General features: G+C 73.4%; 22 protein-coding genes. 10 read left to right on the top strand and 12 right to left on the bottom strand.

Annotated features, from left to right (window positions below; genetic code table 11):
• Positions 1 to 57: 57 nt before the first annotated feature.
• Positions 58 to 1,329, bottom strand: a complete 1,272-nt coding sequence (locus ACFF45_RS07365; protein WP_381343539.1) for an extracellular solute-binding protein — start codon at positions 1,327 to 1,329, stop codon at positions 58 to 60.
• Between the two features lie 379 nt (positions 1,330 to 1,708).
• Here ACFF45_RS07365 and ACFF45_RS07370 point away from each other — a divergent pair, with 379 nt between their 5' ends.
• Entirely contained in the window at positions 1,709 to 2,743 is a 1,035-nt protein-coding gene (locus tag ACFF45_RS07370; RefSeq protein ID WP_381343542.1) for a LacI family DNA-binding transcriptional regulator, read from the top strand.
• Positions 2,744 to 2,873: 130 nt separating this feature from the next.
• Positions 2,874 to 3,725, top strand: coding sequence for a phosphatase PAP2 family protein (locus ACFF45_RS07375; protein ID WP_381343545.1), 852 nt, complete (start codon positions 2,874 to 2,876; stop codon positions 3,723 to 3,725).
• A 19-nt stretch (positions 3,726 to 3,744) separates the two neighbouring features.
• Here the strand turns inward: ACFF45_RS07375 and ACFF45_RS07380 are convergent, their stop codons facing one another.
• Positions 3,745 to 6,774, bottom strand: a complete 3,030-nt coding sequence (locus tag ACFF45_RS07380) for a bifunctional [glutamine synthetase] adenylyltransferase/[glutamine synthetase]-adenylyl-L-tyrosine phosphorylase (protein ID WP_381343547.1) — start codon at positions 6,772 to 6,774, stop codon at positions 3,745 to 3,747.
• Between the two features lie 612 nt (positions 6,775 to 7,386).
• Here ACFF45_RS07380 and ACFF45_RS07385 point away from each other — a divergent pair.
• The gene (locus ACFF45_RS07385; RefSeq protein WP_381343550.1) at positions 7,387 to 7,842 is read left to right on the top strand and encodes a VOC family protein; all 456 of its coding nucleotides are present in this window, start codon (positions 7,387 to 7,389) and stop codon (positions 7,840 to 7,842) included.
• An 84-nt stretch (positions 7,843 to 7,926) separates the two neighbouring features.
• On the opposite strand, the gene glnA2 is transcribed toward ACFF45_RS07385, so the two are convergent.
• Positions 7,927 to 9,288, bottom strand: coding sequence for a gamma-glutamylpolyamine synthetase GlnA2 (gene glnA2 / locus ACFF45_RS07390; RefSeq protein ID WP_381343552.1), 1,362 nt, complete (start codon positions 9,286 to 9,288; stop codon positions 7,927 to 7,929).
• A 317-nt stretch (positions 9,289 to 9,605) separates the two neighbouring features.
• Between glnA2 and ACFF45_RS07395 the strand changes: the two genes are divergently transcribed.
• On the top strand, positions 9,606 to 10,802 hold the full coding sequence (locus tag ACFF45_RS07395; protein WP_381343554.1) for a globin domain-containing protein: 1,197 nt from the start codon (positions 9,606 to 9,608) through the stop codon (positions 10,800 to 10,802).
• A 30-nt stretch (positions 10,803 to 10,832) separates the two neighbouring features.
• Here the strand turns inward: ACFF45_RS07395 and ACFF45_RS07400 are convergent, their stop codons facing one another.
• Positions 10,833 to 11,285 (bottom strand): RrF2 family transcriptional regulator, encoded by a 453-nt coding sequence (locus ACFF45_RS07400; protein ID WP_381343556.1) that lies wholly within the window; start codon positions 11,283 to 11,285, stop codon positions 10,833 to 10,835.
• 166 nt (positions 11,286 to 11,451) lie between these two features.
• Here ACFF45_RS07400 and ACFF45_RS07405 point away from each other — a divergent pair, with 166 nt between their 5' ends.
• The 3 genes from ACFF45_RS07405 to ACFF45_RS07415 all read left to right on the top strand — a co-directional run bounded on the left by ACFF45_RS07405 (position 11,452) and on the right by ACFF45_RS07415 (position 14,603).
• Positions 11,452 to 12,111 (top strand): thioredoxin-like domain-containing protein, encoded by a 660-nt coding sequence (locus tag ACFF45_RS07405; protein WP_381343559.1) that lies wholly within the window; start codon positions 11,452 to 11,454, stop codon positions 12,109 to 12,111.
• A 22-nt stretch (positions 12,112 to 12,133) separates the two neighbouring features.
• Complete coding sequence (locus ACFF45_RS07410; RefSeq protein WP_381343561.1) at positions 12,134 to 12,760, top strand: DUF305 domain-containing protein; 627 nt, start codon at positions 12,134 to 12,136, stop codon at positions 12,758 to 12,760.
• 88 nt (positions 12,761 to 12,848) lie between these two features.
• Positions 12,849 to 14,603 carry an NAD+ synthase gene (locus tag ACFF45_RS07415; protein ID WP_381343563.1) on the top strand — a complete coding sequence of 585 codons (1,755 nt, stop codon included), beginning with the start codon at positions 12,849 to 12,851 and terminating at the stop codon, positions 14,601 to 14,603.
• Positions 14,604 to 15,030: 427 nt separating this feature from the next.
• Here ACFF45_RS07415 and ACFF45_RS07420 read toward each other — a convergent pair whose 3' ends face one another.
• The 3 genes from ACFF45_RS07420 to ACFF45_RS07430 form a co-directional block, all read right to left on the bottom strand.
• Complete coding sequence (locus ACFF45_RS07420) at positions 15,031 to 16,245, bottom strand: MFS transporter (RefSeq protein WP_381343564.1); 1,215 nt, start codon at positions 16,243 to 16,245, stop codon at positions 15,031 to 15,033.
• 139 nt (positions 16,246 to 16,384) lie between these two features.
• Positions 16,385 to 17,437: an endonuclease/exonuclease/phosphatase family protein gene (locus ACFF45_RS07425; protein ID WP_381343566.1), complete on the bottom strand. Its 1,053-nt coding sequence runs from the start codon at positions 17,435 to 17,437 to the stop codon at positions 16,385 to 16,387.
• Positions 17,438 to 17,621: 184 nt separating this feature from the next.
• Positions 17,622 to 18,170, bottom strand: coding sequence for a TetR-like C-terminal domain-containing protein (locus ACFF45_RS07430; RefSeq protein ID WP_381343568.1), 549 nt, complete (start codon positions 18,168 to 18,170; stop codon positions 17,622 to 17,624).
• A 330-nt stretch (positions 18,171 to 18,500) separates the two neighbouring features.
• Between ACFF45_RS07430 and panB the strand changes: the two genes are divergently transcribed.
• Positions 18,501 to 19,376: a 3-methyl-2-oxobutanoate hydroxymethyltransferase gene (panB, locus tag ACFF45_RS07435; protein ID WP_381343570.1), complete on the top strand. Its 876-nt coding sequence runs from the start codon at positions 18,501 to 18,503 to the stop codon at positions 19,374 to 19,376.
• A gap of 184 nt (positions 19,377 to 19,560) precedes the next feature.
• Here panB and ACFF45_RS07440 read toward each other — a convergent pair whose 3' ends face one another.
• The 5 genes from ACFF45_RS07440 to ACFF45_RS07460 are packed head-to-tail and all read right to left on the bottom strand — an operon-like array spanning position 19,561 to position 24,124.
• The gene (locus tag ACFF45_RS07440; RefSeq protein WP_381343573.1) at positions 19,561 to 20,802 is read right to left on the bottom strand and encodes a cytochrome P450; all 1,242 of its coding nucleotides are present in this window, start codon (positions 20,800 to 20,802) and stop codon (positions 19,561 to 19,563) included.
• A complete protein-coding gene (locus ACFF45_RS07445) occupies positions 20,799 to 21,416 on the bottom strand; it encodes a GTP-binding protein (protein WP_381343576.1) in 618 nt (205 codons plus the stop codon). The genes ACFF45_RS07440 and ACFF45_RS07445 overlap by 4 nt, the downstream gene beginning before the upstream one ends.
• Positions 21,397 to 21,744 carry a DUF742 domain-containing protein gene (locus tag ACFF45_RS07450; protein ID WP_381343579.1) on the bottom strand — a complete coding sequence of 116 codons (348 nt, stop codon included), beginning with the start codon at positions 21,742 to 21,744 and terminating at the stop codon, positions 21,397 to 21,399. The genes ACFF45_RS07445 and ACFF45_RS07450 overlap by 20 nt, the downstream gene beginning before the upstream one ends.
• Entirely contained in the window at positions 21,741 to 22,148 is a 408-nt protein-coding gene (locus ACFF45_RS07455) for a roadblock/LC7 domain-containing protein (RefSeq protein ID WP_381343582.1), read from the bottom strand. The genes ACFF45_RS07450 and ACFF45_RS07455 overlap by 4 nt, the downstream gene beginning before the upstream one ends.
• The gene (locus ACFF45_RS07460) at positions 22,145 to 24,124 is read right to left on the bottom strand and encodes an ATP-binding protein (RefSeq protein WP_381343585.1); all 1,980 of its coding nucleotides are present in this window, start codon (positions 24,122 to 24,124) and stop codon (positions 22,145 to 22,147) included. The genes ACFF45_RS07455 and ACFF45_RS07460 overlap by 4 nt, the downstream gene beginning before the upstream one ends.
• 738 nt (positions 24,125 to 24,862) lie before the next feature.
• Between ACFF45_RS07460 and ACFF45_RS07465 the strand changes: the two genes are divergently transcribed.
• Both ACFF45_RS07465 and ACFF45_RS07470 read left to right on the top strand, forming a co-directional pair.
• On the top strand, positions 24,863 to 25,882 hold the full coding sequence (locus ACFF45_RS07465; protein WP_381343587.1) for an ATP-binding cassette domain-containing protein: 1,020 nt from the start codon (positions 24,863 to 24,865) through the stop codon (positions 25,880 to 25,882).
• The gene (locus tag ACFF45_RS07470) at positions 25,879 to 26,691 is read left to right on the top strand and encodes an ABC transporter permease (RefSeq protein ID WP_381343589.1); all 813 of its coding nucleotides are present in this window, start codon (positions 25,879 to 25,881) and stop codon (positions 26,689 to 26,691) included. The genes ACFF45_RS07465 and ACFF45_RS07470 overlap by 4 nt, the downstream gene beginning before the upstream one ends.
• Positions 26,692 to 26,788 lie beyond the last annotated feature (97 nt).

The raw sequence follows: 26,788 nt of genomic DNA on the forward strand, positions 1-26,788 counted from the left end.
GGCCGGTGGCCGCCGGGTCCGTCCCCCCTCGCGGGCGGACCCGCGGCCACGCGGTGGTCACTTGCCGAAGTCCGGCACCAGCTTGGCGATCGCGGTCTCGGCGGTGCTCAGGCCCTCGTCCAGGGACACCCTGCCGCCGGCGATCTTGGGCAGCTCGTCGTCGAGCGGGCCCCACAGCGAGCTGTACTCGGGCAGCGCGGGCCGCGGCCGGGCGGCGGCGAGGACTCCCTGGTACCCGGCGATGCCCGGGTCGGCCTTCACCTGGGCGGTGTACGCGTCGTCGCGGGTGGGCAGCGTGCTGTTCTTCAGGGCGATGGTCTCCTGGGACTTCGCCGAGGTCATGAAGTTGACGAACGTCAGCGCGGCCTTCTGGCGGGCCTCGTCGGAACCGGCGTACACGGAGAGGTTGTGGCCGCCGGTCGGGGCACCCGCCGTGCCGGTGGAGCCGGCCGGGACGGTGGCGATGCCCAGGTTCTGCCTGTCCTCGAACGCGGAGCCCTGGTAGAAGTTGGTGATCTCCCAGGGGCCCTGGATGATCGCGGCGACCCTGCCGTTGACGAACGCGTCCTGGATGTGTGCGTAGGCGTCCGCGGTGGTGTCGGCCTTGTGCAGGCCCTTGCCCTCGAACAGGCTCAGCCAGGTGCCGTAGGCCTTCTTGGCGGCGGGCGAGGCGACCGTGATCTTCTTGGCGTCGGCGTCGACGGTGTCGGCGCCCTCGCCGTGGAGGAAGGACTGGGCGTAGTAGGCCTGGGTGGAGCCCCAGTAGCCGTCGACGCCGGTCTCGTCCTTGACGGCGGCGGCGGCCTTCTTCAGGTCGTCCCAGGTCCTGGGGGCCTCGACGCCGGCCTTGGCGAAGAGCTCCTTGTTGTAGACCAGCGCGAGCGTGTCGGTGGTGAAGGGCACGCCGTAGGTCTTGCCCTCGTACCTGGCCTGCTCGATCAGGCTGGACTGGAAGGCGTCCTGCTCGGCGAGGGCCTCGGTGCCGTCCAGCGGCAGGAAGTAGCCCTTCTTGGCGAACGCGGGGGTCCAGCCGACCTCGGAGCGCAGCACGTCCGGGGCGCCCCTGGAGCCGGCGGCCGTGTCGAACTTGTTCTGCGCCTGGTCGAACGGGACGTTGACGTACTCGACCTTGATGTCCTGGTGGGCGGCCTCGAACTCCTTGACCAGGGCCTGGTACGTCGGCGCCTCGTTGGTGGCGTTGGAGGTGTCCCACCAGGTGAGGGTGACCGGACCGCCGGCCGAGTCGCCGCTGTCGTCGTCCCCGCCGCAGGCCGTCGCCGTGAGGGCGAGGGTCGCCATCAGCGCGGTGGCCGCTATGCCACGCCGCATGAGTTCTCCTTGAGGGTGCGAGCCCGAGTTGCAGGGGGTGGTCCCGTCTGCCGCCCCCGTCGACCTGCCGGCCGCGTCGTTGCCGCCGCCGGGCGACCATGAAAGTAACAGCGATGTAAGCGCCGCGAAAGACCTTGCAGAAAAAAAGTGCAAGGCATCGCCGAAGTCACCCGCGCGCGACGTCACCTCGATCGCCGTGAGACCGTTGTTCTGCGGGGTTGAGCGGCCACCGACCGGGTTGTGAAAGACTCTGCAAGCTCTTGCCATCCGTTCCCGAAGGGACGCCATGCCGCAGCAACCCGCAGCGCGCCGGTCAACCGCCCGCACCCGGCGTCCGCTTGGTGGGCAAGGCGAGACCCGGCCGGTACAGTCCCGTCCCGTGACCACACGGCTTGCCGACATCGCTGCTCAGGCGGGGGGGAGCGAAGCGACCGTCAGCCGCGTCCTCAACGGGAAGCCGGGCGTCGCCGCCACCACCCGCCAGTCCGTGCTGGCCGCGCTCGACGTGCTCGGCTACGAGCGTCCGGTGCGGCTGCGGCAGCGCAGCGCCGGCCTGGTCGGCCTGATCACCCCGGAGCTGGAGAACCCGATATTCCCGGCCCTGGCGCAGGTCATCGGCCAGGCGCTGACCCGGCAGGGCTACACCCCGGTGCTGGCCACCCAGACCCCCGGCGGTTCCACCGAGGACGAGCTGACCGAGATGCTGGTCGACCGCGGGGTGGCCGGCATCATCTACGTCTCCGGGCTGCACGCCGACACCACCGCCGACATGCAGCGCTACGAGCGGCTGCGGGCGCAGGGCGTGCCGTTCGTGCTGGTCGACGGCTTCTCACCGAAAGTGCAGGCGCCCTTCATCTCCCCCGACGACCGGGCGGCGATGACCCTGGCGGTCACCCACCTCGTCTCGCTCGGCCACACCCGCATCGGCCTGGCCCTCGGCCCGAAGCGGTTCGTGCCGGTGCAGCGCAAGATCGAGGGCTTCGTTGGGGCGATGCAGGACCAGCTGGGCCTGAGCCAGGAGGCCGTCGAGTCCGACCTGGTCCAGCACTCGCTGTACACCCTGGAGGGCGGCCAGGCCGCCACCGCCGCCCTCATCGGCCGGGGCTGCACGGCGGTCGTCTGCGCCAGCGACATGATGGCCCTCGGCGCGATACGCGCGGCCCGGCAGCTGGGGCTGCGGGTCCCGGCCGACATCTCGGTGGTGGGCTTCGACGACTCCCCGCTGATCGCCTTCACCGACCCGCCCCTGACCACGATCCGCAAGCCGGTCCCGGCGATGGGCCAGGCCGCGGTGCGGACGCTGCTGGAGGAGATCGGCGGGACGCCGGCGCCGCACAGTGAGTTCGTGTTCATGCCGGAGCTGGTGGTGCGCGGTTCGACCGCTTCGGCCCCCGGGGACCGACATCGTCCTTGAGGGGGAGTCCGGCCGCCCGGCCTGCTCCGTGGGGACGAGGCGGGCGCCTCCCGTGGCCGTAGAACGTGCGTGCGCGATGCCACCAGGGGATGATCGGAGCCGGAAGTCTTTTCTGGCAGACTCTGTGCCCATGGGCGAGACGACCGTGACGACACCGGAAGGCCGGGAAGAGGCCGTTCCGCAGCCCGTCGCGGACGACACGGGGGCGGGTCTGCTGCACCGGCTGCGCGCTCCGCGCCGGCCCCGGCTCTGGTTCGAGATCCTGTTGATCGCGGTCAGTTACTGGACGTACTCGCTGATCCGCAACGCGGTCCCGGAGCAGAAGGCCGAGGCACTGCGCAACGCGGACTGGATCTGGCGGGCCGAGCAGCACCTCGGCATCGCCGTCGAGCAGACCGTCAACCACGCCGTGAACTCGGTCTCCTGGCTCATCGTCGGCATGAACTACTACTACGCGACGCTGCACTTCATGGTCACGCTGGGTGTCCTGGTGTGGCTCTACCGTAGCCATCCCGGGCGCTACGCGGCCACCCGCACGGTGCTGTTCGCGACGACGGGCGTGGCGCTGGTCGGCTACTACCTGTATCCGCTCGCCCCGCCCCGGCTGATGAACGGCGGCCACTTCGTCGACACGGTCATGGTCCACCAGACCTGGGGCTCGATGGCCTCGGGCGACCTGAAGAACATGTCCAACCAGTACGCCGCGATGCCGTCCATGCACATCGGCTGGTCCCTGTGGTGCGGCCTGACGATCTTCGCGCTGGCGGCGGTGCCGTGGGTGCGGGTGCTGGGCCTGCTCTACCCGGCGCTCACCCTCGTCGTCATCGTCGCCACGGCCAACCACTTCTGGCTGGACGCGATCGGCGGCCTGCTGTGCCTCGCCTTCGGCTACGGGGTGGCCCGCGCCTGGTACGGGTCGCTGCCGCACGCCCTGCCGCGCGTGGTGCCGCGGGCGAAGCGCCCGGTGCCCACACGGGCGTAGGACGCGGCCCCACGGCCGCTCAGTCCTGGTAGAACAGCGACTCCACCACCCCCCGCGCCCGCCGGGCCGTGCGCCGGTAGGCGTCGAGCATGTCGCCCACGTGCCCCGGCCCGTACCCGAGGCAACGCCCCACCGCGGCCAGCTCCCGCGCGTGCGAGGGGAAGGTGTCCCCGGCCCGCCCGCGCACCAGCATCACGGCGTTGCGCACCCGCGTCGCCAGCACCCAGGCCTCGTCCAGGATCCCCGCGTCCTCCGCCGAGATCAGCCCGGCCTCCCGCGCCGCCGTCAGGGCCTGCCGGGTCCGGGTGGTGCGCAGCCCCGGCACCTCCCAGCCGTGCCGCAGTTGCAGCAGCTGCACGGTCCACTCCACGTCGGACAGCCCGCCCGGCCCTATCTTGGTGTGCAGCTTGGGGTCGGCGCCGCGGGGCAGCCGCTCCGACTCCATGCGGGCCTTGAGCCGCCGGATCTCCCGGACGGCCTCGTCCCCGAGCCCCCGCTCCGGGTAGCGCAGCGGATCGATCAGCTCCACGAACCGGCGGCCCAGGTCCTCGTCGCCGGCCACCGGTTCGGCCCGCAGCAGCGCCTGCGACTCCCAGACCAGGGACCAGCGGCGGTAGTACGCCTCGTACGACTTCAGGGTGCGCACCAGCGGCCCCGACTTGCCCTCGGGCCGCAGGTCGGCGTCGATCAGCAGCGGCGGGTCGGCGCTCGGCAGCTGGAGGAGCCGGCGCATCTCGCCGACGACCCGGTTCGCGGCGTCGGACGCCTCCCGCTCGTCGGCCCCGTCCCGCGGCTCGTGCACGAACAGCACGTCCGCGTCGGAGCCGTAGCCCAGCTCGTGCCCGCCGAACCGCCCCATGCCGATCACGGCGAACCGGGTCGGCAGGGCGTCGCCCCAGCCTCCCCCGCTCCCGGCCTCGCCCGAGCGGGGGGACCCCCATCGCACCACGGCCCGCAGCGTCCCCGCCAGGGTCGCCGCCGTCAGGTCGGACACGGCCCCGCCGACCAGGTCGACCAGCTCGCCCTGGTCCGCCTCGGCGGGCTGGGCCTCGGTGCCGTAGGAGCCGACGATGTCCGCGGCGGCCGTGCGGAACAGTTCCCGGCGGCGCACGCCCCGGGCCGCGGCCACCGCCTGCTCGCCGCTGCCGGCGCGGCCGGCCGCCGCGAGGATCTCCTGCTCCAGCTGGGCCCGCGGCCGGGGCTCCAGTCCCCCGCCGTCCCCGTCGCCCAGCAGGGCCACGGCCTCCGGCGCGCGCATCAGCAGGTCGGGCGCGAGCCGCCCGGCGGACAGCACCCGGGCGAGGTTCTCCGCCGCCGCGCCCTCGTCCCGCAGCAGCCGCAGGTACCAGGGCGTCCTGCCCAGCGCGTCCGACACCTTGCGGAAGTTGAGCAGTCCGGCGTCCGGGTCGGCGGAGTCCGCGAACCAGCCCAGCAGCACCGGCAGCAGGGTCCGCTGGATCGCCGCCTTGCGGCTGACGCCGGACGCCAGCGCCTCCAGGTGCCGCAGCGCCGCCGCGGGGTCGGCGTACCCGAGCGCGACGAGCCGCTCGCGCGCCGCCTCGGGGCTCAGCCGGGCCTCGCCGGGGGCGAGCTGGGCGACCGCGTCGAGCAGCGGCCGGTAGAAGAGCTTCTCGTGCAGGCGCCGTACGACGGCGGCGTGCCGTTTCCACTCGCGGTTCAGCTCGGCGACCGGGTCGGTGCGCAGACCCAGGGAGCGGCCCAGGCGCCGCTGGTCGGCCTCGCTCTCGGGAACGAGGTGGGTGCGGCGCAGCCGGTGCAGCTGGATGCGGTGCTCCATGGAGCGCAGGAAGCGGTAGGCGTCCTCCAGCTGCGCGGCGTCGGCCCGGCCGACGTACCCGCCGCCGGCCAGCGCCCGCAGGGCCTCCAGGGTGGAGCCGCTGCGCAGCGAGGCGTCCGACCGCCCGTGCACCAGTTGCAGCAGCTGGACGGCGAACTCGACGTCCCGCAGGCCGCCGGGACCGAGCTTCAGCTCGCGCTCGACCTCGGCGACCGGGATGTTCTCGACCACCCGGCGCCGCATCTTCTGCACGTCGGCGACGAAGTTCTCGCGTTCGGCGGCCTGCCACACCAGGGGGCCGACGGCGGCGACGTACTGCGCGCCGAGCTCCAGGTCACCGGCGACCGGCCGGGCCTTGAGCAGCGCCTGGAACTCCCAGGTCTTGGCCCAGCGCTGGTAGTAGGCGAGGTGGCTGCTGAGCGTGCGCACCAGCGGACCGTTTCTGCCCTCGGGGCGCAGGTTGGCGTCGACGGGCCAGATCGAGCCCTCGACGGTGGTCTCGGAGCAGATCCGCATCATGTGCGAGGCGAGCCGGGCGGCCGCGCGCAGCGCCTTGCCCTCGTCGGCGCCCTCGGCGGCCTCGGCGACGAAGATCACGTCCACGTCGGAGACGTAGTTCAGCTCGTTCCCGCCGCACTTGCCCATCGCGACGACCGCCAGCCGGCACAGCGCGGCGTCCTCGGGCGCGGCGGCGGCCGCCAGGGCGAGCGCGCGGCGCAGGGTCGCGGTGGCCAGGTCGGCGAGTTCGGCGGCGGTCTCGGCGACGTCGATCGTGCCGCACACGTCACGGGCGGCGATGGACAGCAGACAGCGCCGGTAGGCGACGCGCAGCGCGACCGGGTCGGCCGCCTCGGCGAGCCCTCGCTCGAACTTGGCGATCCCCGGGTGCAGGTCCCGGGGCTCGTAGGTGACCAGGGCCCGCCAGTCGCCGGCGTGCCGGGCGAGGTGGTCGGCGAGGGCGGTGGAGGCGCCGAGCACCCCGAGCAGCCGGTCGCGCAGGGGTTTGGAGCCCCTGAGGGTGTCGAGCAGCACCCGGCGTGCGGTGGGGTCGGGCTGCGCCTCCAGCAGTGCGGCCAGGCCGTGCAGGGAGAGATCGGGGTCGGCGGTGGCGCCCAGCGCGTCCAGCAGCACCGGGTCGTCGCGGACGGCGCTGAGCCCGGCGCCGTCCAGCAGCCGTTCGGCGGCGGACGGGTCGGTGAAACCGTGCCGCAGCAGCCGCGTGAAGGTACTGCTTCTGCGTCCCGGCGTCATCCTCGCCCTCCCGTTCGGATCAACGTGGTACGAGCCGAGCCTAACCGGCCCGCCGGTGGGAGGCGCTGACGAGTTGCCCGACGCCCTGGGGTCCGCGGCCCGGCCCGAACCGGCACCGGCCCGGGAAACCGGCGCCGCGGCCCGCTGGTGCGGGGCGCGGCCCTCCCGGTGCGCCACGGCAGCCCGGACGACGATACGGCGGCCTCCGCCGCTTCGCGCGCACGGCCGCCCAGGTGCGCCACGGCAGCCGGCCCGGGGGCGCGAGGCCCGGCCCGAACCGGCACCGGCCCCGGAAACCGGGGCCGCGGCCCGCTGGTGCGAGGCCCGGCCCCCCCAGTGCGCCACGGCAACCGACGGCGGCCCGGACGACGATACGGCGGCCTCCGCCGCTTCGGGGGTGCGGAACGGTCGCTGAGGTGCGCAACGACCGCTCGGGTGCGGAGCGAACGCTGAGGTGCGGAACGACCGCTCAGGTGCGGAACGACCGCTTCCGCCCGGTCCCGGCCCCGGCCCCGTATTCCTCATTTCGGTGGCGCCGCGCGCCGTTCTCGGCTTCGGTGAGGGGAAGCCGTCGGGCCGGACCCGTCGGCGCTCTGCTCCGGAGGATGCCTGATGGACTTCACGCTCGAAGTGATCCCGCTGCCGGTGAGCGACATCGACCGGGCCCGCGACTTCTACCGGGACAAGGTCGGCTTCCACGTCGACATCGACCAGGAGGTCATGCCGGGCATGCGGATCGTCCAGCTGACGCCCCCCGGCTCGGGCTGCTCGATCGCCCTCGGCGACCACATCTGGGACCTGGGCCAGGGGCGGACCAGGCCCGAGCCCGGCTCGTACCAGGGCCTGCAACTGTGCGTCGCCGACATCGAGGCGGCCCGCGCGGAGCTGGTCGAACGGGGCCTGGACGTCTCCGAACCGGTCCGGTACGCCCCCGACGACGGCGCCACCTTCCTGTACTTCCGGGACCCCGACGGCAACGGCTGGTCGGTGCAGGAGTACCGCCGCCGGGCGACCGAGCCGCTGCACCGGGTCCTGACCGGCCTCGCGGAACGACGCGGGCGCCAGTGACGGACCAGGGGCGCGGGGAACCGCGCGAGCGGCCCTCCGCCGGCCGCGAGCCGGACGGCGGCCCCGTGCCCCCGCCGCGAGGCGCTACAGCACCGGCAGGTTCTTCCGCCGCTCGAACGCGGTCACCTCGGACCGGTACTCGAACCACTCCTGCCGCTTGTTGCGCAGGAAGAAGTCGAACACGTGCTCGCCGAGCGTCTCGGCGACGAGGTCGCTGCGCTCCATGAGGGACAGCGCCTCCCCCAGGTTCTGCGGCAGCGGCTCGATGCCCATCGCCCGCCGCTCCGCGTCCGACAGCGCCCACACGTCGTCCTCGGCGCCCGGCGGCAGCTCGTACCCCTCCTCGATGCCCTTCAGGCCCGCGGCCAGCAGCACGGCGTAGGAGAGGTAAGGATTCGCCCCGGAGTCCAGCGACCGCACCTCGACCCGCGCGGAGCCGGTCTTGCCGGGCTTGTACATCGGGACGCGGACCAGCGCCGAGCGGTTGTTGTGCCCCCAGCAGATGTACGACGGCGCCTCGCCGCCGGCCCCTGCGGTGCGCTCCGAGCCGCCCCAGATCCGCTTGTAGGAGTTCACCCACTGGTTGGTGACCGCCGAGATCTCCGCGGCGTGCCGCAGCAGGCCCGCGATGAAGGAGCGGCCGACCTTGGACAGCTGGTACTCGGAACCGGACTCGTAGAACGCGTTGCGGTCGCCCTCGAACAGCGACAGGTGGGTGTGCATCCCGGAGCCGGGGTGCTCGGAGAACGGCTTCGGCATGAACGTCGCCTGGAGGTTCTGCTCCAGCGCCACCTGCTTCATGACCAGGCGGAAGGTCATGACGTTGTCCGCCGTCGACAGCGCGTCGGCGTACCGCAGGTCGATCTCCTGCTGTCCCGGCGCGCCCTCGTGGTGGGAGAACTCCACCGAGATGCCCATCGACTCCAGCATGGTGATCGCCTGGCGGCGGAAGTCCATGCCGACGTTGGTCGGGGTGTGGTCGAAGTAGCCGGAGTTGTCGGCGGGGGTGGGCACCGAGCCGTCGACCGGCTTGTCCTTCAGCAGGAAGAACTCGATCTCTGGGTGGGTGTAGAAGGTGAAGCCCAGGTCGGAGGCGCGGGCCAGGGCCCGCTTGAGGACGTAGCGCGGGTCGGCGAAGGAGGGCGAGCCGTCCGGCATGAGGATGTCGCAGAACATCCGGGCCGTGCCCGGGGTCTCCGCCCGCCACGGCAGGATCTGGAAGGTCGAGGGGTCCGGCTTGGCGATCATGTCGGACTCGTAGACCCGGGCGAAGCCCTCGATCGCGGAGCCGTCGAAGCCGATGCCCTCGTCGAAGGCCTGTTCCAGTTCGGCCGGGGCCACGGCCACGGACTTCAGGAAGCCCAGCACGTCCGTGAACCACAGGCGTACGAACCGGATGTCGCGCTCCTCGAGGGTGCGGAGCACGAACTCCTGCTGCTTGTCCATCTTCCGATTCCCCATCCTTGCTGGTCAGGCCGCCCGTCTTCCGCGGTCGGGACGACCGGGCACCTGAGCATCCCACCACAACACCATTTCATGCGCGTTGCGCGTCCCGATCGCCCGAGCGTCCGCGGCCTGAACGCCTGGCGGACGGCAGGTGTACTGCGCTGTCGCCCATCTTGCCTGCTGACGCCCGCATCCGTAATGCCCGCGGGACGCACTCGGCGCCGGAGGCGCGAAGTGAGCGACACCATGCCCGTTTAATTTGCATCTCATATGCAAGTTTTCGTAGCGTGCCGCCAGCCGAGCCCTGAGGAGTCGAGATGCTCTCCGCCCCGTCCGCAGCCACCGTCCGCGCCACCCTCCCCGTCGTCGGCGCCGCCATCGGCCAGATCACCGAGCGCTTCTACGCCCGCCTCTTCGCCGACCGTCCGGAACTGCTCCGCGACCTGTTCAACCGCGGCAACCAGGCAGCCGGCACCCAGAAGCAGGCCCTGGCCGGCTCCGTCGCCGCCTTCGCCGCGCACCTGCTGGACCACCCGGACCAGCGGCCCGACGCCCTGCTCGGCCGCGTCGCGCACAAGCACGCCTCCCTCGGCGTGGCCCCCGAGCAGTACGCCCTGGTGCACGAGCATCTCTTCGCCGCCATCGCCGAGGTCCTCGGCGAGGCCGTCACGCCCGAGGTGGCCGCCGCCTGGGACGAGGTCTACTGGTTGATGGCGAACGCGCTGATCGCCGTCGAGAAGCGGCTGTACCAGGAGCGCGGCGGCGCCGGCACGCGGGAGTGGCGGGTCGAGGAGCGGGTCGAGGAGACCGCGGACGTCGCCACCTTCCGGCTGCGCCCGGTGGACGGCGGCCCGGTGGCCGGCTTCCGGGCCGGGCAGTACGTCTCCGTCCGCGTCACCCTGCCCGACGGCGCCCGCCAGACGCGGCAGTACAGCCTGTCCGGCGCCCCGGACGAGCGCGTGCGCCAGTTCAGCGTCAAGCGGGTGCACGGCGGTGCGACGCCGGACGGCGAGGTCTCGAACCGCCTGCACGCGCGCGTGCGCCCCGGTGACGTCCTGGAGCTGTCCGAGCCGTACGGCGATCTCGTCCTGGACGCCGGTACGGACACCCCGCTGCTGCTGGCCTCGGCGGGCATCGGCGTGACCCCGATGATCGCGATGCTGGCCGATCTCGCCGCCGGGGGCCACCGGGGCCCGGTCACCGTCGTGCACGGCGACCGCTCGCCCGCCGACCACGCCCTGCGCGCCGACCACGAGTCCTACGCCGGCAAGCTGCCGGACGCCTCGGTGCACTTCTTCTACGAGCGGGACGCCGGGCCCGGCCACCGCACCGGCCTGGTCGACCTGGACGGCGTCGGCGTACGGCCCGGCACGCGCGCGTACCTGTGCGGACCGCTGCCCTTCATGCGCGCGGTGCGCACCCGGCTGATCGGCGAGGGCGTGGCCCCGGCCGACATCCACTACGAGGTGTTCGGTCCCGACCTGTGGCTGGCGCAGGCCGCCCCGGTGCGGTGACCGGCGGCCCGGCCGGTTCCCGCCACCGGGTCAGTCGCCCGCCGCAGCCCGGGTCCGGGGGATGCCCAGCAGCAGCGGTCCCGTCGGGTCGGCCACCATGTCCGCGACGGTGAGCGGGTCGAGCGCCGCGAAGAACGCCTCCTGGGCCGTGCGCAGGGCGCCGCGCAGCCGGCAGCCGGAGCGCAGCGGGCAGGGGTTCGCCCCCTCGCACTCGACCACGTCGTCGTCGCCCTCGAAGGCGCGCACGACCGTGCCGACGGAGGCCGCGCGGCCCCGCTCGGTGAGGGAGAGCCCGCCGCCCCGGCCGCGGCGGGCGTCGACCAGACCCAGGCGCTGCAACTCGGCGACGATCTTCGCGGCGTGCGTGTAGGGCACGTCCATGTCCGCCGAGACCTGCTTGGTGGTGGGGTTGTCGGTGGCGGCGGCGACGGCGAGTCGCATCAGGACGCGCAGGGCGAGGTCGGTGGAGCGCAGCAGCCGCATACCGGGAGAGTAGTAATACGCATCGGCGGTTCCAAATTGTCCCGCCCGTCCCCGGCCGGCACCCGTTGTTCGCGCCACCTCCCTACGGCCCGGCCCCCGTTGCCCATTACCATCAGCGAGCCCCACCCGTTCCGTCCGTCCGCCCCCCTGTCGAAGGACACGTCTGATGGGTTCCGCCAAGAAGAGCAGTGCGTCGCGCAAGGCGCGCATAGAGGAGATGCGGCGCGCGGAGCGTTCCCGCGAGCGCCGCAACCGGATCCTCACCGTCGCGGCCAGCGTGGTGGTGGTCGCCGGGCTGGTGGTCGGTGGTGTGGTGCTGCTCCAGTCGCAGTCCGGCGACTCGGACACCGCCGGTGACGCCAAGAGCACCGGCACGTTCGCCGCCGGCGCGGACGGCGTGCGGACCTGGCAGGGCGAGCTGACCCAGAACCACGTCACCGAGAAGGTGGCGTACCCGATGAAGCCCCCGGTCGGCGGCGACCACAACCAGGTGTGGATGAACTGCAACGGCGACGTCTACACCGAGGAGATCCCGAACGAGAACGCCGTGCACTCGCTGGAGCACGGCGCGGTCTGGGTGACGTACACGAGCGAGGCGGACAAGGCGGACGTGGACGCGCTGGCGGCGAAGGTGAAGCGGACGCCGTACACGCTGATGAGCCCGGTCGAGGGGCAGCAGGACCCGGTCATGCTGTCCGCGTGGGGCCACCAGCGCACGGTGACCGGCGCGGACGACCCGGACGTCGACACGTTCTTCGAGACCTACGTCCAGGGCAGGCAGACCCCCGAGCCGGGCGCCGCCTGCACGGGCGGGCTGGCGCGGTGACGGCGGCCGTGGGGCGGGACCGGTGAGGAACGCGCAGGCCGGCTGGATCGCCGGGGCGGCGGCGGCGCTGCTCGTCGCGGTCGGCACGATCACCTACGCGGTCGCCGGGGACGGCGGCTCCGGCGGCGGCGTCCCCGCGGCCGGCTCGGCGGACGCCGGCTTCGCGCGCGACATGGCGGTCCACCACCAGCAGGCCGTGGAGATGTCGTACATCGTGCGCGACCGCACCGACGACGAGGAGGTGCGGCGCCTCGCGTACGACATCGCGCAGACCCAGGCCAACCAGCGCGGCATGCTGCTGGGCTGGCTGGACCTGTGGGAGCTGCCGAAGGTGTCGTCGGACCCGATGGACTGGATGGGCATGGGCGGCATGGCCTCCGGCGAGGACGGCGCGCTGATGCCGGGGATGGCGACGGACGCCGAGCTGGACCGGCTCGGCAGGCTCGACGGCCGGCAGGCCGAGGTGTTCTACCTCCAGCTGATGACGGACCATCACCGGGGCGGCGTCCACATGGCCGAGGGCTGTGCGGACCGGTGCACGGTCGAGGTGGAGAAGCGGCTGGCACGGGGCATGGTCGAGGGCCAGCAGTCGGAGATCGGGCTGATGGCGGACATGCTGGCGGAGCGGGGCGCGCGGGCCCGGGAGTAGGCCGGCGCCGGACGGTACGGCGGGTGGCGTGGGGCGGCCCACACTCCGCCGCCCCCCATCGCGTCGCTCTGACGATTACACTGGGCCCGTGCCTCAACTACGTCTCGCCCTGAACCAGATCGACTCGCGCGTCGGCGACCTCGCCGGGAACTGCGAGACGATCCTTCGCCGGACCCGGCACTGCGCCGAGCGGGGAGCGCATCTCGTGGCGTTCCCGGAGATGGTCCTGACCGGGTATCCCGTCGAGGACCTGGCCCTGCGCTCGTCCTTCGTCGAGGCCTCCCGCGCCGCCCTGCGCTCGCTCGCGGCGCGGCTCGCCGAGGAGGGACTCGGGGAGCTGCCCGTGGTGGTCGGCTACCTCGACCGCAGCGAGAGCGCGCAGCCCCGGTTCGGCCAGCCGGCCGGCGCCCCGCAGAACGCGGGCGCGGTGTTGTACGGCGGCGAGGTGGCCCTCACCTTCGCCAAGCACCACCTGCCGAACTACGGCGTCTTCGACGAGTTCCGCTACTTCGTGCCCGGCGACACCATGCCGGTCGTGCGGCTGCACGGCGTGGACGTGGCGCTGGCCATCTGCGAGGACCTGTGGCAGGACGGCGGCCGCGTGCCGGCGGCCCGCTCGGCGAAGGCCGGGCTGCTGTTGTCCGTCAACGCCTCGCCGTACGAGCGCGACAAGGACGACACCCGGCTGGAACTGGTCCGCAAGCGGGCCCAGGAGGCCGGCTGCACCACCGCCTACCTCGCCATGATCGGCGGGCAGGACGAGCTGGTGTTCGACGGTGACTCGATCGTGGTCGACCGGGACGGCGAGGTCGTGGCGCGGGCACCGCAGTTCGCCGAGGAGTGCCTGATCCTGGACCTCGACCTGCCGGCCGCCGCACCGGACGCCCCCACCGGCGTGGTGGACGACGGGCTGCGCGTCGAGCGGCTGGTGCTGTCCGAGGAACCGCTGCCGGCGTACGAGCCGGAGCGGACGGGCGGGTACGCCGAGCGCCTCGACGACGACGAGGAGGTGTACTCCGCGCTGGTCACGGGCCTGCGGGCGTACGTCCGCAAGAACGGCTTCCGGTCGGTGCTCGTCGGCCTGTCCGGCGGCATCGACTCCGCCCTGGTGGCGGCGATCGCGTGCGACGCGGTGGGCGCGGAGAACGTGTACGGCGTCTCCATGCCGTCGAAGTACTCCTCCGAGCACTCCAAGGGGGACGCGGCGGAGCTGGCGCGGCGTACGGGGCTGAACTTCCGCACCGTCGCGATCGAGCCGATGTTCGACGCGTACATGGGATCGCTGGGGCTGACCGGGCTGGCCGAGGAGAACCTCCAGTCCCGGCTGCGCGGCACGCTGCTGATGGCCATCTCCAACCAGGAGGGCCACATCGTGCTGGCGCCCGGCAACAAGTCCGAGCTGGCGGTGGGCTACTCCACGCTGTACGGCGACTCGGTGGGCGCGTACGGGCCGATCAAGGACGTGTACAAGACGTCGGTCTTCCGGCTGGCCAGGTGGCGCAACCGGGCGGCCGAGGAGCGGGGCGAGACGCCGCCGATCCCGGAGAACTCCCTCAGCAAGCCGCCGAGCGCGGAGCTGCGGCCGGGGCAGGTCGACACGGACTCCCTGCCCGACTATCCCGTCCTGGACGCGATCCTGGAGCGGTACGTGGACCGGGACGAGGGGGCCGACGCGATCGTGGCGGCCGGGTTCGACCGCGGGCTGGTGACGAAGACGCTGCGGATGGTGGACACGGCCGAGTACAAGCGGCGGCAGTACCCGCCGGGGACGAAGATCTCGCCGAAGGGGTTCGGGAAGGACCGGCGGTTGCCGATCACCAATGGGTGGCGCGAGACGGCGTGACGCCGGGCCGGGGGGGCACGGTGGGGTGCGGTGCGTCGTCGGGTGGGGTGTTCGAGGGCCGGCCGCGCAGTTCCCCGCGCCCCTGACAGGGCGTTGCCCTCGGCTTCCTCGCGATGTCGAGGGCGTTGCCCTCCCCCAGCGGGGGGCGCCGGGGCGGGTGCGGTGTGTTGCCGGGCGCGGGGCGCGTGAGGGCCGGTCGCGCAGTTCCCCGCGCCCCTGACAGGGCGTTGCCCTCGGCTTCCTCGCGATGTCGAGGGCGTTGCCCTCCCCCGGCGGGGGGCGCCGGGGCGGGTGCGGTGTGTTGCCGGGCGCGGGGCGCGTGAGGGCCGGCCGCGCGGTTCCCCGCGCCCCTGACAGGGTGCGGGGTGCGTGGGGGCCGGCCGCGCAGTTCCCCGTGCCCTGAGAGGGCGTTGCCCTCGCCCCCCGGTCAGTGGTGCAGGGCGTCTGAGGTATGCGGGACGTGGGATGCCACCAGGCGCTGCCGGCTCGTGCCGGTGGAGCGGCGGTCGACCGCGTAGGCCGTGGCGGCGACCGCGACGCCCAGGACCGCCAGTGCCGCGCCCGCCGTGGCCGGGGACGTGGTGCCGAGGCCGGCCGCGAGGGCCAGGCCGCCGATCCAGGCGCCGCCGGCGTTGGCCAGGTTGAAGGCGGCCTGGTTGGCGGAGGACGCCAGGGACGGGGCCGCCGACGCCTTCTCCATGACCATCAGCTGCAGCGGCGAGCCGGTGACGAAGGCCGCCGTACCGAGCAGGGCCACGGCCGGCGCGGCGGTCCACCTCTCCGCCATGAGCACCGGGAAGAGGGCGAGCACCACGACCAGCGACGCCAGGCCGCCGAAGAGGGTGCCCCGCATGTGGTGGTCGGCCAGCCGGCCGCCCAGCAGGTTGCCGATCGTCGCGCCGACGCCGAACAGCGCCAGCAGCAGCGTCACGCTGGTCCCGGCGTACCCGGCGGCGTCGGTGAGCATCGGCGTGATGTAGCTGTACGCGGCGAACAGCGCCCCGAAGCCCGCGACCGTCGTGCCGAGCGCCAGCCACACCGGCAGCGACCTCAGCGCGGCCAGCTCGCCGCGCAGCCCGCTCGCGGGGCCGTGCGGGCGGTCGTGCGGGATCAGCAGCGCCAGCGAGGCGATCGCCGCCAGGCCGATCGCGGCGACGCCGAGGAAGGTCGCCCGCCAGCCGAGGTGCTGGCCCATGAGGGTGGCGGCCGGGACGCCCACGATGTTGGCGACCGTCAGGCCGAGGAACATCAGCGAGACGGAGCGGGCCTTGCGCTCCGGCGCGACCATGCCGGTCGCGACGACGGCGCCGACGCCGAAGAAGGCGCCGTGCGGCAGACCGCTCAGGAAGCGGGCGGCGAGCAGCCAGTGGTGGTCCGGGGCGAACGCCGAGAGCGCGTTGCCGACGACGAACAGGACCATCAGGCCGATCAGGACGGCCCGCCGGGACATCCGGGCGGTGACCGCGGCCAGCAGCGGGGCGCCGACGACGACGCCCAGGGCGTAGGCGGAGACCAGATGGCCCGCGGTGGGGATCGAGACGTGCAGGTCGTCCGCGACGCCGGGCAGCAGCCCCATCATCACGAACTCGGTCGTACCGATGCCGAAGGCGCCCACGGCGAGGGCGAGCAGGGCCAGGGGCATGGAGGGCCTTTCAGAGCGGAGTTCCGAACCTCGTATGTTCATGTTCGGAACAAAGGCTCTCAGGGCGAGTATTCCGGCAGGTTAAGGCGGGGTTGCGGTGAGCTAGCCCACAGTGTGAGCCCGGCCACACCGGCACCGCTCAGGAGCCGGACGGCTCCAGCCGCACCCGCGCCGCCACCGGCAGGTGGTCGCTGCCGGTCGCCGGCAGGGTCCAGGAGCTCATCGGCTCGACGCCCTTGACCATGATCTGGTCGATCCGGGCCAGCGGGAACGACGCCGGCCAGCTGAAGCCGAAGCCGCTGCCCGCCGCGCCCTGCGTGGAGCGCATCTGGGCGGTCACCGCGTTCAGGGCGCGGTCGTTCATGGTGCCGTTGAGGTCGCCGAGCAGGATCACCCGGTCCAGCGCCTCGGCCGCGATGGCCTCGCCGAGCGCGTCGGCGCTGGTGTCGCGCTGCCGGGCGGTGAACCCCGCCTCCAGCTTGACCCGCACGGAGGGCAGGTGGGCGACGTAGACGGCGAGCCGGCCGCCGGGCGCGGACACCGTGGCCCGCATGGCCCGGGTCCAGCCGAGCTTGATGTCGACGGGCCGGACGTCGCTGAGCGGGTACTTGCTCCACACCCCGACCGTGCCCTGCACCGCGTGGTACCGGTACGTCGGCGCCAGCGCCGCCTCGTACGTCGGTACGGCCGCCGCCCGCAGCTCCTCCAGCGCCACCACGTCCGCGCCGGACGCGGCGACGTCCCGGGCGGTGCCGTAGGGGTCGGCGTTGTCGGCGTTGACGTTGTGGGTGGCGACGGTGAGGTCGCCGCCGGCGCCGGCCTTGTCGGTGAGCAGCCCGCCGAAGAGGTTGAGCCAGACGACCGCGGGCAGCAGCACCGCGATCAGCGCGGTGACGGACCGGCGGACCACGGCCAGCAGGAGCAGCAGCGGGACGAACAGGCCGAGCCAGGGCAGGAACGTCTCGGTGAGGCTGCCGAGGTTGCCCACGCTGTTCGGGATGTGCGCGTGCACCACCATCACGACGGCCAGCAGCACCGCGAGCACGGCCACCACCAGGCCGCGCCGCCAGACGCGGGGGTCGCCGCGCCAGCCGTCGGCCACACGGGCCACCACGCGCCGAAGCCGAGATCCGCGGCGCTCGTCCCCCGAGCCACCGCCCGCCGTCTTCGTCGCGTACGCCTGCTGCGCCATACCGTCGCCTCGCTACCTGCCGTGCACACCGTCGTCCCCCGCGCCTAAGACCCTAGGGGATGTTCGGTTCCGATCCTGCCGTCACATGACGGCCGTACGGGCACTTAGGACGAACAAGTCGGCGCCGGTAGTTCCGGTTTCGCGGGACGGAGGCCCCCTCTGTGACGAAACACGCACATTCGGGTTACGGGGCCGATGAGCTGACGGGCCGTAGCCCTGTCGGCAGGGTGTCGACGAGCTGTTGCGCGAGGCCCTCGGGGAGTTCGGCCTCGGGGTGCGGCAACGAGCGGACCAGCAGGGGGCCGAAGACGATGTCGTGGACGAGTTCGACGTCGTGGACGAGTTCGAAGCCGGTGTCGGCGCGCAGTTCGCCGTCCCGCTGCCCGCGGCGCAGGACCTCCACGCCGAGGCGGCGGCGCGGGGCGACGACGGCGCTGTGGCAGGCGGCCCACAGGTGCGGGCCGGACTTCATCTGGGCGTGCACGTTGTGCGGGATCGCCGTGCGGTTGGCCAGGCCGCGGCGGCGCAGCGCTGCGCGGAGGACGACGAGGTCGTCGCGCGGGCAGGCGCCGGGGAGTTCGGGGTCGGGGGGCTCGGCGGCGCGGACGACGTCGAGGAGGAGTTCCTCCTTCTTGCCGCGCCGGCGGCGGTAGATGGTGGCCTCGCCGGCGGTGCGGGCGAGGCGTTCGACGGAGAGCTCGGCGAGCGGGACGCCGTCCTCCAGGAGTCTCATCGTGCCGTCGATGACGGCGCGTTCCGCGGCCGCGCCGCGGGGCCGGCCCCGGACGGGGGCCGGGTGGCCGGTGCACCGCTTCCGGGACCCGGGCGCCGGGGGCGGCGGGAGCAGTCACGCCGCCGAGGGCAGGACGTACGATACGAGACGGTACCGTATCGAAGGGTTCTTACCCGGCTCCGGGGCTTTCCTTGCGCGCGTCCCCGGCGGACCTGCCCCAGGGGCCCGGAGTGCCGGGGTCCCCTGGCCCTCCCCGGCACGAGGTGCCACCATGGGACTGGTCCGGGGACGCCGTCAGGGCGCCTCGAGATGACGTAAGGAGCCGTTGCCATGACGCAGCTTCCGGCTGCCCAGAGCACACCGCAGCAGACCTCCGACGGCAGCAGGGCGCTGTACGGGGGCAAGGGCACCCGCCGCATCACGGTGCGCGACATCGCCGCCGCCAAGGAGCGCGGCGAGAAGTGGCCCATGCTCACCGCGTACGACGCGATGACCGCGTCCGTCTTCGACGAGGCCGGCATCCCGGTGATCCTCGTCGGCGACTCGGCGGGCAACTGCCACCTCGGGTACGAGACCACCGTGCCCGTCACCCTGGACGAGATGACCATGCTCTCCGCGGCGGTGGTACGCGGCACCAGGCGCTCCCTGATCGTCGGCGACCTGCCGTTCGGGTCCTACCAGGAGGGGCCGGTGCAGGCGCTGCGCTCGGCGACCCGGCTGGTGAAGGAGGCCGGGGTGCAGGCCGTGAAGCTGGAGGGCGGCGAGCGCTCGCACGAGCAGATCCGGCTGCTGGTGGAGTCCGGCATCCCGGTCATGGCCCACATCGGGCTCACCCCCCAGTCCGTCAACGCCATGGGCTACCGGGTGCAGGGGCGCGGCGAGGAGGCGGCGGCGCAGCTGCTGCGGGACGCCAAGGCCGTGCAGGACGCGGGGGCGTTCGCGGTGGTGCTGGAGCTGGTGCCGGCCGGGCTCGCGGCCGAGGTGACGCGCACGCTGCACATCCCGACGGTCGGGATCGGCGCGGGCGCGGAGACGGACGCGCAGGTGCTGGTCTGGACCGACATGCTCGGGCTGACCGGCGGGCGGTTGCCGAAGTTCGTCAAGCAGTACGCCGACCTGCGGGCGGTCATGGGGAACGCGGCGAAGGCGTTCGCCGAGGACGTCGTCGGCGGGACGTTCCCGCTGGAGGAGCACTCCGTGCACTGACCAGTGCCCCGCCACCGAGCCACCGCCGCACCACGGACGGCCCGCCGGTCTTCCCCCGCCGGCGGGTCGTCCCCTCATCTCCGCCGGACAGCCGAACCGGGGGCCTCACCCACCTCGCCACCGGAACCCGGGCCGCCGAACGCCGCGCGTCCGTCCTCCGGCGTCGGTGTGTCCGGGCCGGCCGTCATGTGCGCGTCGCCCCGAGGGCGGGGGTGGGGGTGAAAGTGACCGGGAGTTCGGACAGGCCGCGCAGCCACGGCGAGAGGCGGCGGGTCAGCGAGGCGGCCGGGACGGACAGGTCGATGTCCGGGAGCCGGTCCAGCACGACCTCGATGCCGGTCCGCGCGATGACCTCGGCGATCTCCTGCGCCGGGAACGGGCAGCGGTGCTCCCCGTGGCCGAAGGAGAAGTGCGCGCCGTTGCCGCCGGTCAGCGCCGACCCGTCGGTGCGCACCTGCGGGTCCGAGTTGGCGCCCTGGAGGCCGAGGAGCAGCATGTCACCGGCGCGGATGTGGCGACCGCCGAGCTGGGCGTCGCGGGACGCCCAGCGCCCGGCCACGTTCTGGGTGGGCGCGTCCTCCCAGAGCACCTCGTTCATCGCCTCGGCGACGCTGTTGCGGCCACCGAACAGGGAGGCGGCGAACCGGTCGTCGGTGAGCATCAGGTGCAGGGAGTTGCCGATCCAGTCGGCGGTCGGCTGGTGCCCGGCCGCCATCATCACCATCAGGTCCTGACCGATCTCCTCCACGGTGAAACCGGCCGTGTTGGCGAGCATCCGGGACACCACGTCGTCGGCGGGCGCCTCCATGCGGCTCGCCACCAGCCGCGTCATCGCCCCTGTCACGTGGATCTGGCCCGCCAGGGCCCGCTCCCGCCCGTCGACCATGTCGTTGAGGGCGGTGACCAGGTCCGGGCCCTCCTCGTCGGCGAAACCGTAGAGCCGGGCCAGCACCCGCAACGGCAGCAGCATCGCGAACTCGCCGATGAGGTCGGCGCTGCCCCTGGCGCAGATGCCGTCGATCAGTTCGTCGGCGAACTTCTCGGCGTAGCCGCGCAGTTCGACCGGGTTCACCGCCTCCAGCGCGTCCACCAGCATCCCGGCCCGCTCGCGGTGCCGCTCGCCGACCGTGTACAGGATCGACGGCTGCCCGCGGCCGATCATCGGCCGCAGCGGCCAGTCCTCGGGGATGTCGTCCCACTGGTTCCACAGCTCGGAGTCGCGGCTGAACAGCACCGGGTCGCCGGTGACCTGGTGCAGTTCGCGGTAGCCGAGCACCAGCCAGGCCGGGACGTCACCGTCGAGCAGCACCGGGACCACGCTGCCGTGCCGGCGACGCAGCTCCCGGTACACCCGGGCCGGGTCGTCCTGGAGCAGGGGCCCGCTGAGGGGGACGGGGGCGGGACCGTGGGCGGGGGCGGTGTTCACACCAGCTCCTGACGGGAGACTCGGGCGGGGTCGGCGTGCACGGCCTTGACGCGCTCCACCAGAGTGATCAGCACCAGCTTGCTGGACTCACGGGACCGGGCGTCGCAGTGGACCAGCGGCACGTGCGGGTCGAGGTCGAGGGCCTCGCGGATCTGCGCGGGGGTGAAAGCGGGGCCGCCGAAGTCGTTGCACGCCACGATGAACGGCGTGCCGTGCTTCTCCAGGCGGTCGATGGCGTACCAGGAATCGCCGATGCGCCGGGTGTCGACCAGGACCACGGCGCCCAGGGTGCCGGAGAACAGCCGGTCCCACAGGAACCAGAAGCGCTCCTGGCCGGGCGCGCCGAACAGGTACAGCACGTTGTGCGCGTCGAGCGTGATGCGGCCGAAGTCGAAGGCGACGGTGGTCGCCGTCTTGCCGCGCACCCCGCCGAGGTCGTCGATGGCCGCTCCGGCCTGCGTCATCGTCTCCTCGGTGTTGAGGGGGCGTATCTCGCTGACCGAGCGGACCAGCGTGGTCTTGCCGGCGCCGAAGCCGCCCACGACCACGATCTTGAGGCCGTTGTCGGCCGACGCGCCCAGTGGCGTGCGCGTCTCAGAGGTTGCGGAGTCCAACGAGCACCTGCTCCAGGATGTCGGGGTCGGGAACGGCGGCCTTGCGGGGGTGGCGGGCACTGACCCGGCCCGTCGCGAGGAGGTCGGCCAGCAGGATCCGGGTGATGCTCACGGGCAGCCTCAGCTCGGCCGCGATCTCCACGACCGCCGTGGGGCGTTCGGTCATCCGCAGGATCGCCGCGTGCTCGGACTGCATGCCGGGCACCGGGTCGCACTCGGCGACGACCAGGGTGACCAGGTCGAACGGGTTGCCGGGACCGGACCGGCTGCGCCCTCCGGTGAGGGTGTACAGGCGGTCCGGAGCATCGTCCCTGCCGGGCCTGCTCATGAGGTGCGCGGCCCGGCGGTCAGATGTTCGCCGAGCTGTTCCACCAGCTCGCTCATGGTGTGCCCGACGAGCCCGGCGTCCGCGTCCTCGGTGGTGACGACGGCCAGGTGCGCGCCCTCGCCCGCCTCCACGATGAACAGCACGCCGCCGTAGAACTCGGTCATCGCCGAGCGCACGCCTCCGCTGCCGTCGCCGAACTCGACCGAGGCGCCGTGCGACAGCGACTGGATGCCGGCGGCGATCGCGGCGAGCTGGTCGGCCTGGTCGGCGGACAGCTCGGGGGTACGGCACAGTTTCAGGCCGTCACGGGAGAGCACGAGCGCGTGCCGAGCGCCCGGCGTCCGCTCCAACAGGCCCTCTATCAGCCAGGTGAGCTTCTCGTCCGTGGTCGTCGTGCCGGTCATGAAGTGGTGTCGCCTTCCGGGGTCGGGGAGGTGGACTGTGCTTCGGGGGTGGCGCTCCGGCCGGCACCGGTGCCCGGGTCGTCCGGGGTGCCGCGCACGGCCTCGCGGAAGCTGCTGAAGCGGGCCGTGCGGGCCTTGGTCTCCTCGGCGGTCGGGGTCGGGCGCGGGGCGGCGGGGCCGCTGCCGGAGCGTGTGCGCTCGGCGTCGGCCAGGGTCTGGCCCCGGCGGCGGCGGGGCAGCACCAGCGGCGGCGTGTCGCCGTCCTGGTCCGGGGATTCGTGCGCGGGCACCGGGTCGGGGTCCAGGTCGGTCCCGGCGCGGGACGCGGCGTAGGAGGAGGTGGGGGCCGCGGGGCGCACGGTGGCGCGGTCCGCCGTCCCGCCGTCCGCCGGGGCCGTGCCGTACGCGGTGCCGTGGCCGGTCCCCGGTTCCGTCGCGTCCGCGGCGTGCTCCGGTTCGGCCTCCGTGCCGCCACCCCGCCGTCGCGGGAGGACGACCGGCGCCGGCGACCCGGCCGCGGGGGACTGCGCGGGCCGCGGGGCCTTGCGTGCGGGCGGCAAGGCGGCGGACGCGACGGCGGTGCCGGCCGGTGCGGCGCCGGCGGCCGGGCTCGCGGGCCCGTCCGGCGATACCAGGATGTCCTGCGGGACGAGCATCAGCACGCCCGTGCCGCCGCGGGCCGAGGGGCGGTACGAGACCCGGAGGCCGTAGCGCCGGGACAGCCGGCCGACCACGGCGAGGCCGAGCCGGGTGCCGCTGAGACCGCCGAGTCCGGCCGTCTCGCCGGAGACCGCGCGTTCGGCGCGGCGCAACTGGGCCTCGCCCATGACGAGCCCGCTGTCCTCGACGGACACGATGACCCCGGCCGGGACCTCCTCGACGTAGACGTGGACCTCGGCGGTCGGCGGCGAGAAGTTCGCGGCGTTGTCGAGGAGTTCGGCGAGCGCGTGCATGACGCCCTCGGCGGCGTGCCCGGCCACGGCGGTGTCGCTGGCGGAGTGGAGACGGACGCGCTGGTAGCCGCTGATCCGGCCCATGGCGCCGCGCAGGATCGACTCCATGGCGATGGGCCGGGCCCAGCGGCGGCCCGAGCGGGCGCCGGTGAGGACGGCGACGGAGTCGGCGATCCGGCCGGCCTGCGCGGTGCGGTGGTCGAGGTGGAGCAGGTCGGTGAGCACCTCCTCGTCGTGGTGCTTCTCCTCCATCGCGCGCAGGTCCGCGAGCATGGCGGTGGCCAGGGCCTGCATGCGGCCGGCCACGTTGGCGGTCGCGGACAGCGCGGCGGCCCGGGCGCCTTCGGCCTCGCGCAGCCGGGCGGCCAGCCGCTCGTTCTCCCCGGTCAGCCGGTCGCGCTCCTGTGTCAGCCGGTCGCGCTCGTCGGCGTGTTCCCGGGCCGACCGGGCGGTTGCGGCGTCGTGCTCCTCGCCGAGGAGGCGCAGTTCCCCGGCGTGTTCGTCGGTGAGCCGGCGGAGCGCGGCGGCGTGGTCGTCCGCGAGCCGGGCCAGCTCGTCGGCGTGTTCCCGGGCCGACCGGGCGGTTGCGGCGTCGTGCTGTTCGGTGAGCCGGTCGCGTTCCGCCGCCAGGGTCTCGGCCAGACGCGTCCGTTCCTGGTCCAGCTCGGCGGACAAGCGGGCGCGTTCCCGGGTGAGTTCGCCGGTCAGCCGCTCGTGCCGGTGGCGGAAGTCCTCCGTCAGCCGGGACCGTTCCTGGAGCAGCCGGCCGGCGTCCTGGGTGAGGGCGTCCAGCCGCACCCGGGTGGCTCGCGCCGACAGGACGGCACGGGCGGCCACCGTGGCCGCCGCGCACAGCAGCAGGGCGGCGATCGTCCCGGCCGTCGCGAGGGCACTGCGCGCGGCGTCCGGACCGAGGAGAACGGCGGCGGTGACCGCGGCCGCGGCGAGGACCGCGGTGAGCAGCGGGACGGGCAGCAGGTTGCGGAGGGTGGGGCGGTCGCCGGGGAGCAGGGGAGAGGTCATCAATCAGGGTCCTCGATCGGGTCCTCGGTCGGGTCCGCGGGCGTGCACCGTCTGCTGCGCGCGCCGTCGGGCGGGTTTCATGGCGTTGCCGGACCTGAGGTGCGGTCACTTCTCGGCAGAGGACCGACAACTCTGTGCAACTTCCGGTCACTATAAGAGAGAGAGTGATCGGCTGGGAATAATCTGTTCACAGTGTCACCATGTGGTTATCATCCGGGCACCGCGGGTTCCGCCGTCTCGCCACGTGGGCACGGCGAGGACACGGCGGTTCGCCCCGGGCCGCCGCGGGGCCGCGCCGACCGGTGCCCGCCCAACCGCCGAGGGCCTGGCCGCGAGCGGCTCAGGGGCGGGCACTCGGCCACCACGACGAGACCACCACGCGTCTCGTCACGGAAGCCGGCGGAACCTGGAGCCGGTACGCCCCCGGCGATCACCACCCGATGAGGACCGGCCACGTCCTTGCGCAGGGCCCGCAGGGCCACGACGGCCCTCCACGCGGACGATGTGCGGCCCGGTGCCGTCCCGGCGGCGCGACGTCCGCACGTCCCGACAGCGTCCGGCGGCGCGACGCACATCCCGGCAGCAGCGTTCTCCCGGCCACCGGACTCGTCGGGCGCGGCATACGCCCGGTCCGGGCGGTGGGCGCGGGACGTCGCGGGACGCGCTGACGACCGCGCGCCACGCGGCTGTCGGCGAACTGTCGGTCGTTTGTCGGTGGGCCCTGACACCGTCGTCGTCATGACACGCATCGAGAAGAACGACGGCAGCACGGCCGTGACCGTACGAGGGCTGGTGAAGCACTACGGGGAGACGAAGGCGCTGGACGGCGTCGACCTGGAGGTGCGGGAGGGCACCGTGATGGGGGTGCTCGGGCCGAACGGGGCCGGCAAGACCACCCTGGTGCGGATCCTGTCCACCCTGCTCGCCCCGGACGCCGGCCGGGCCACCGTCGCCGGCTACGACGTCGTACGGCAGCCCCGGCAGCTGCGCCGGGTGATCGGGCTGACCGGGCAGTACGCCTCCGTCGACGAGAAGCTCCCGGGATGGGAGAACCTGTACATGATCGGGCGGCTGCTGGACCTGTCCCGCAAGGACGCCCGCGCCCGCGCCGACGAGCTGCTGGAGCGGTTCTCGCTCACCGAGGCGGCCAGGCGGCCCGCGGCCACCTACTCCGGGGGGATGCGGCGGCGGCTGGACCTGGCCGCGTCGATGATCGGGCGGCCGGCCGTGCTCTTCCTCGACGAGCCCACCACCGGCCTCGACCCGCGCACCCGCAACGAGGTGTGGGACGAGGTGAAGTCCATGGTCGGGGACGGCGTCACCGTCCTGCTGACCACCCAGTACATGGAGGAGGCCGAGCAGCTCGCCGCCGAGCTGACCGTCGTCGACCGCGGGAAGGTCGTCGCGGGCGGCGGGATCGAGGAGCTCAAGGCCAAGGTCGGCGGGCGCACCCTGCGGGTGCGGCCGGCCGATCCGGCGCAGCTGCGGCCGCTGGCCCGCGCTCTGGACGAGCTGGGCATCACCGGGCCGGCCACGACCACCGTGGACACCGAGGGCGGCACCGTGCTGGTACCGGTCCTCAGCGACGACCAGCTGACCGCCGTGGTCGGCGCCGTCACCGCGCGCGGCCTCACGCTCGCCGCCATCAGCACCGAACTGCCCAGCCTGGACGAGGTGTTCCTGTCCCTCACCGGCCACCGCGCCGGCGCCCCGCAGGACGCCGCGCCCGCCGACGACCGTAAGGAGGTCGCCGTATGAGCGCCGCCGTCACCATCCCCGACGCCGACACCCGCATCCCGCTCCGCGCCCACCTGCGCCACACCGGGGCCCTGATCCGCCGCAACCTGCTGTGGATCCGGCAGGACCCCGAGTCGATGTTCGACGCGCTGCTGATGCCGGTCGTCTTCACCCTGCTGTTCGTCTACGTCTTCGGCGGCTCGATCGGGCAGGCCCTGGGCGGCGGGCAGGACGGATACGTGCAGTACGTCATCCCCGGCATGATCGCGATGATGAGCATGACGCTGTCCCAGGGCGTCGGTACCGGCTTCAGCCAGGACTTCAACTCCGGTGTCATGGACCGTTTCCGGTCGCTGCCGATCGGGCGTGGCTCGGTGCTGTTCGCGAAGGTCTCGGTCGAGCTGCTGCGGATGCTGTTCGCGACCACCGTGCTGATGATCGTCGCCGTGCTGGTCGGCTTCGACATCATGAGCTGGCCCGGCGTGTTCGCCGCCGTCGGCCTGTCCACGGCGTTCGCCTCGTCGATCATGTGGGTGTTCCTCACCCTGGGCGTGGTGCTGAAGAACGCGCAGTCCGTGCAGGCGATGGGCTTCCTGGTGCTGTTCCCGCTCCAGTTCGGCTCGTCGATCTTCGCGCCGACGGCGTCGATGCCGGGCTGGTTGCAGGCGTTCACCGACTACAACCCGCTCTCCACGCTGGCGGACGCGGCCCGGGGCCTGATGGTGGGCGGCCCGGTCGCGCACGACCTGTGGGTGACCCTCGGCTGGTCGGTGGCGATCACCGCGGTGATGGCGCCGGTCGCGATCCACAAGTTCCGCACCAAGCACTGAGGACGCGCCGGGGGGTGTGCGGCGCCCTAGCTAGTGCCGCGGCAGGCAACGTTCGCCCCGTCGCGACGCCCGCCACGGGCGAACATTGCCTGCCGCG

The organism is Streptomyces cinereospinus (genome assembly GCF_042430725.1).
In the GTDB taxonomy this organism is placed as follows: domain Bacteria; phylum Actinomycetota; class Actinomycetes; order Streptomycetales; family Streptomycetaceae; genus Streptomyces; species Streptomyces cinereospinus.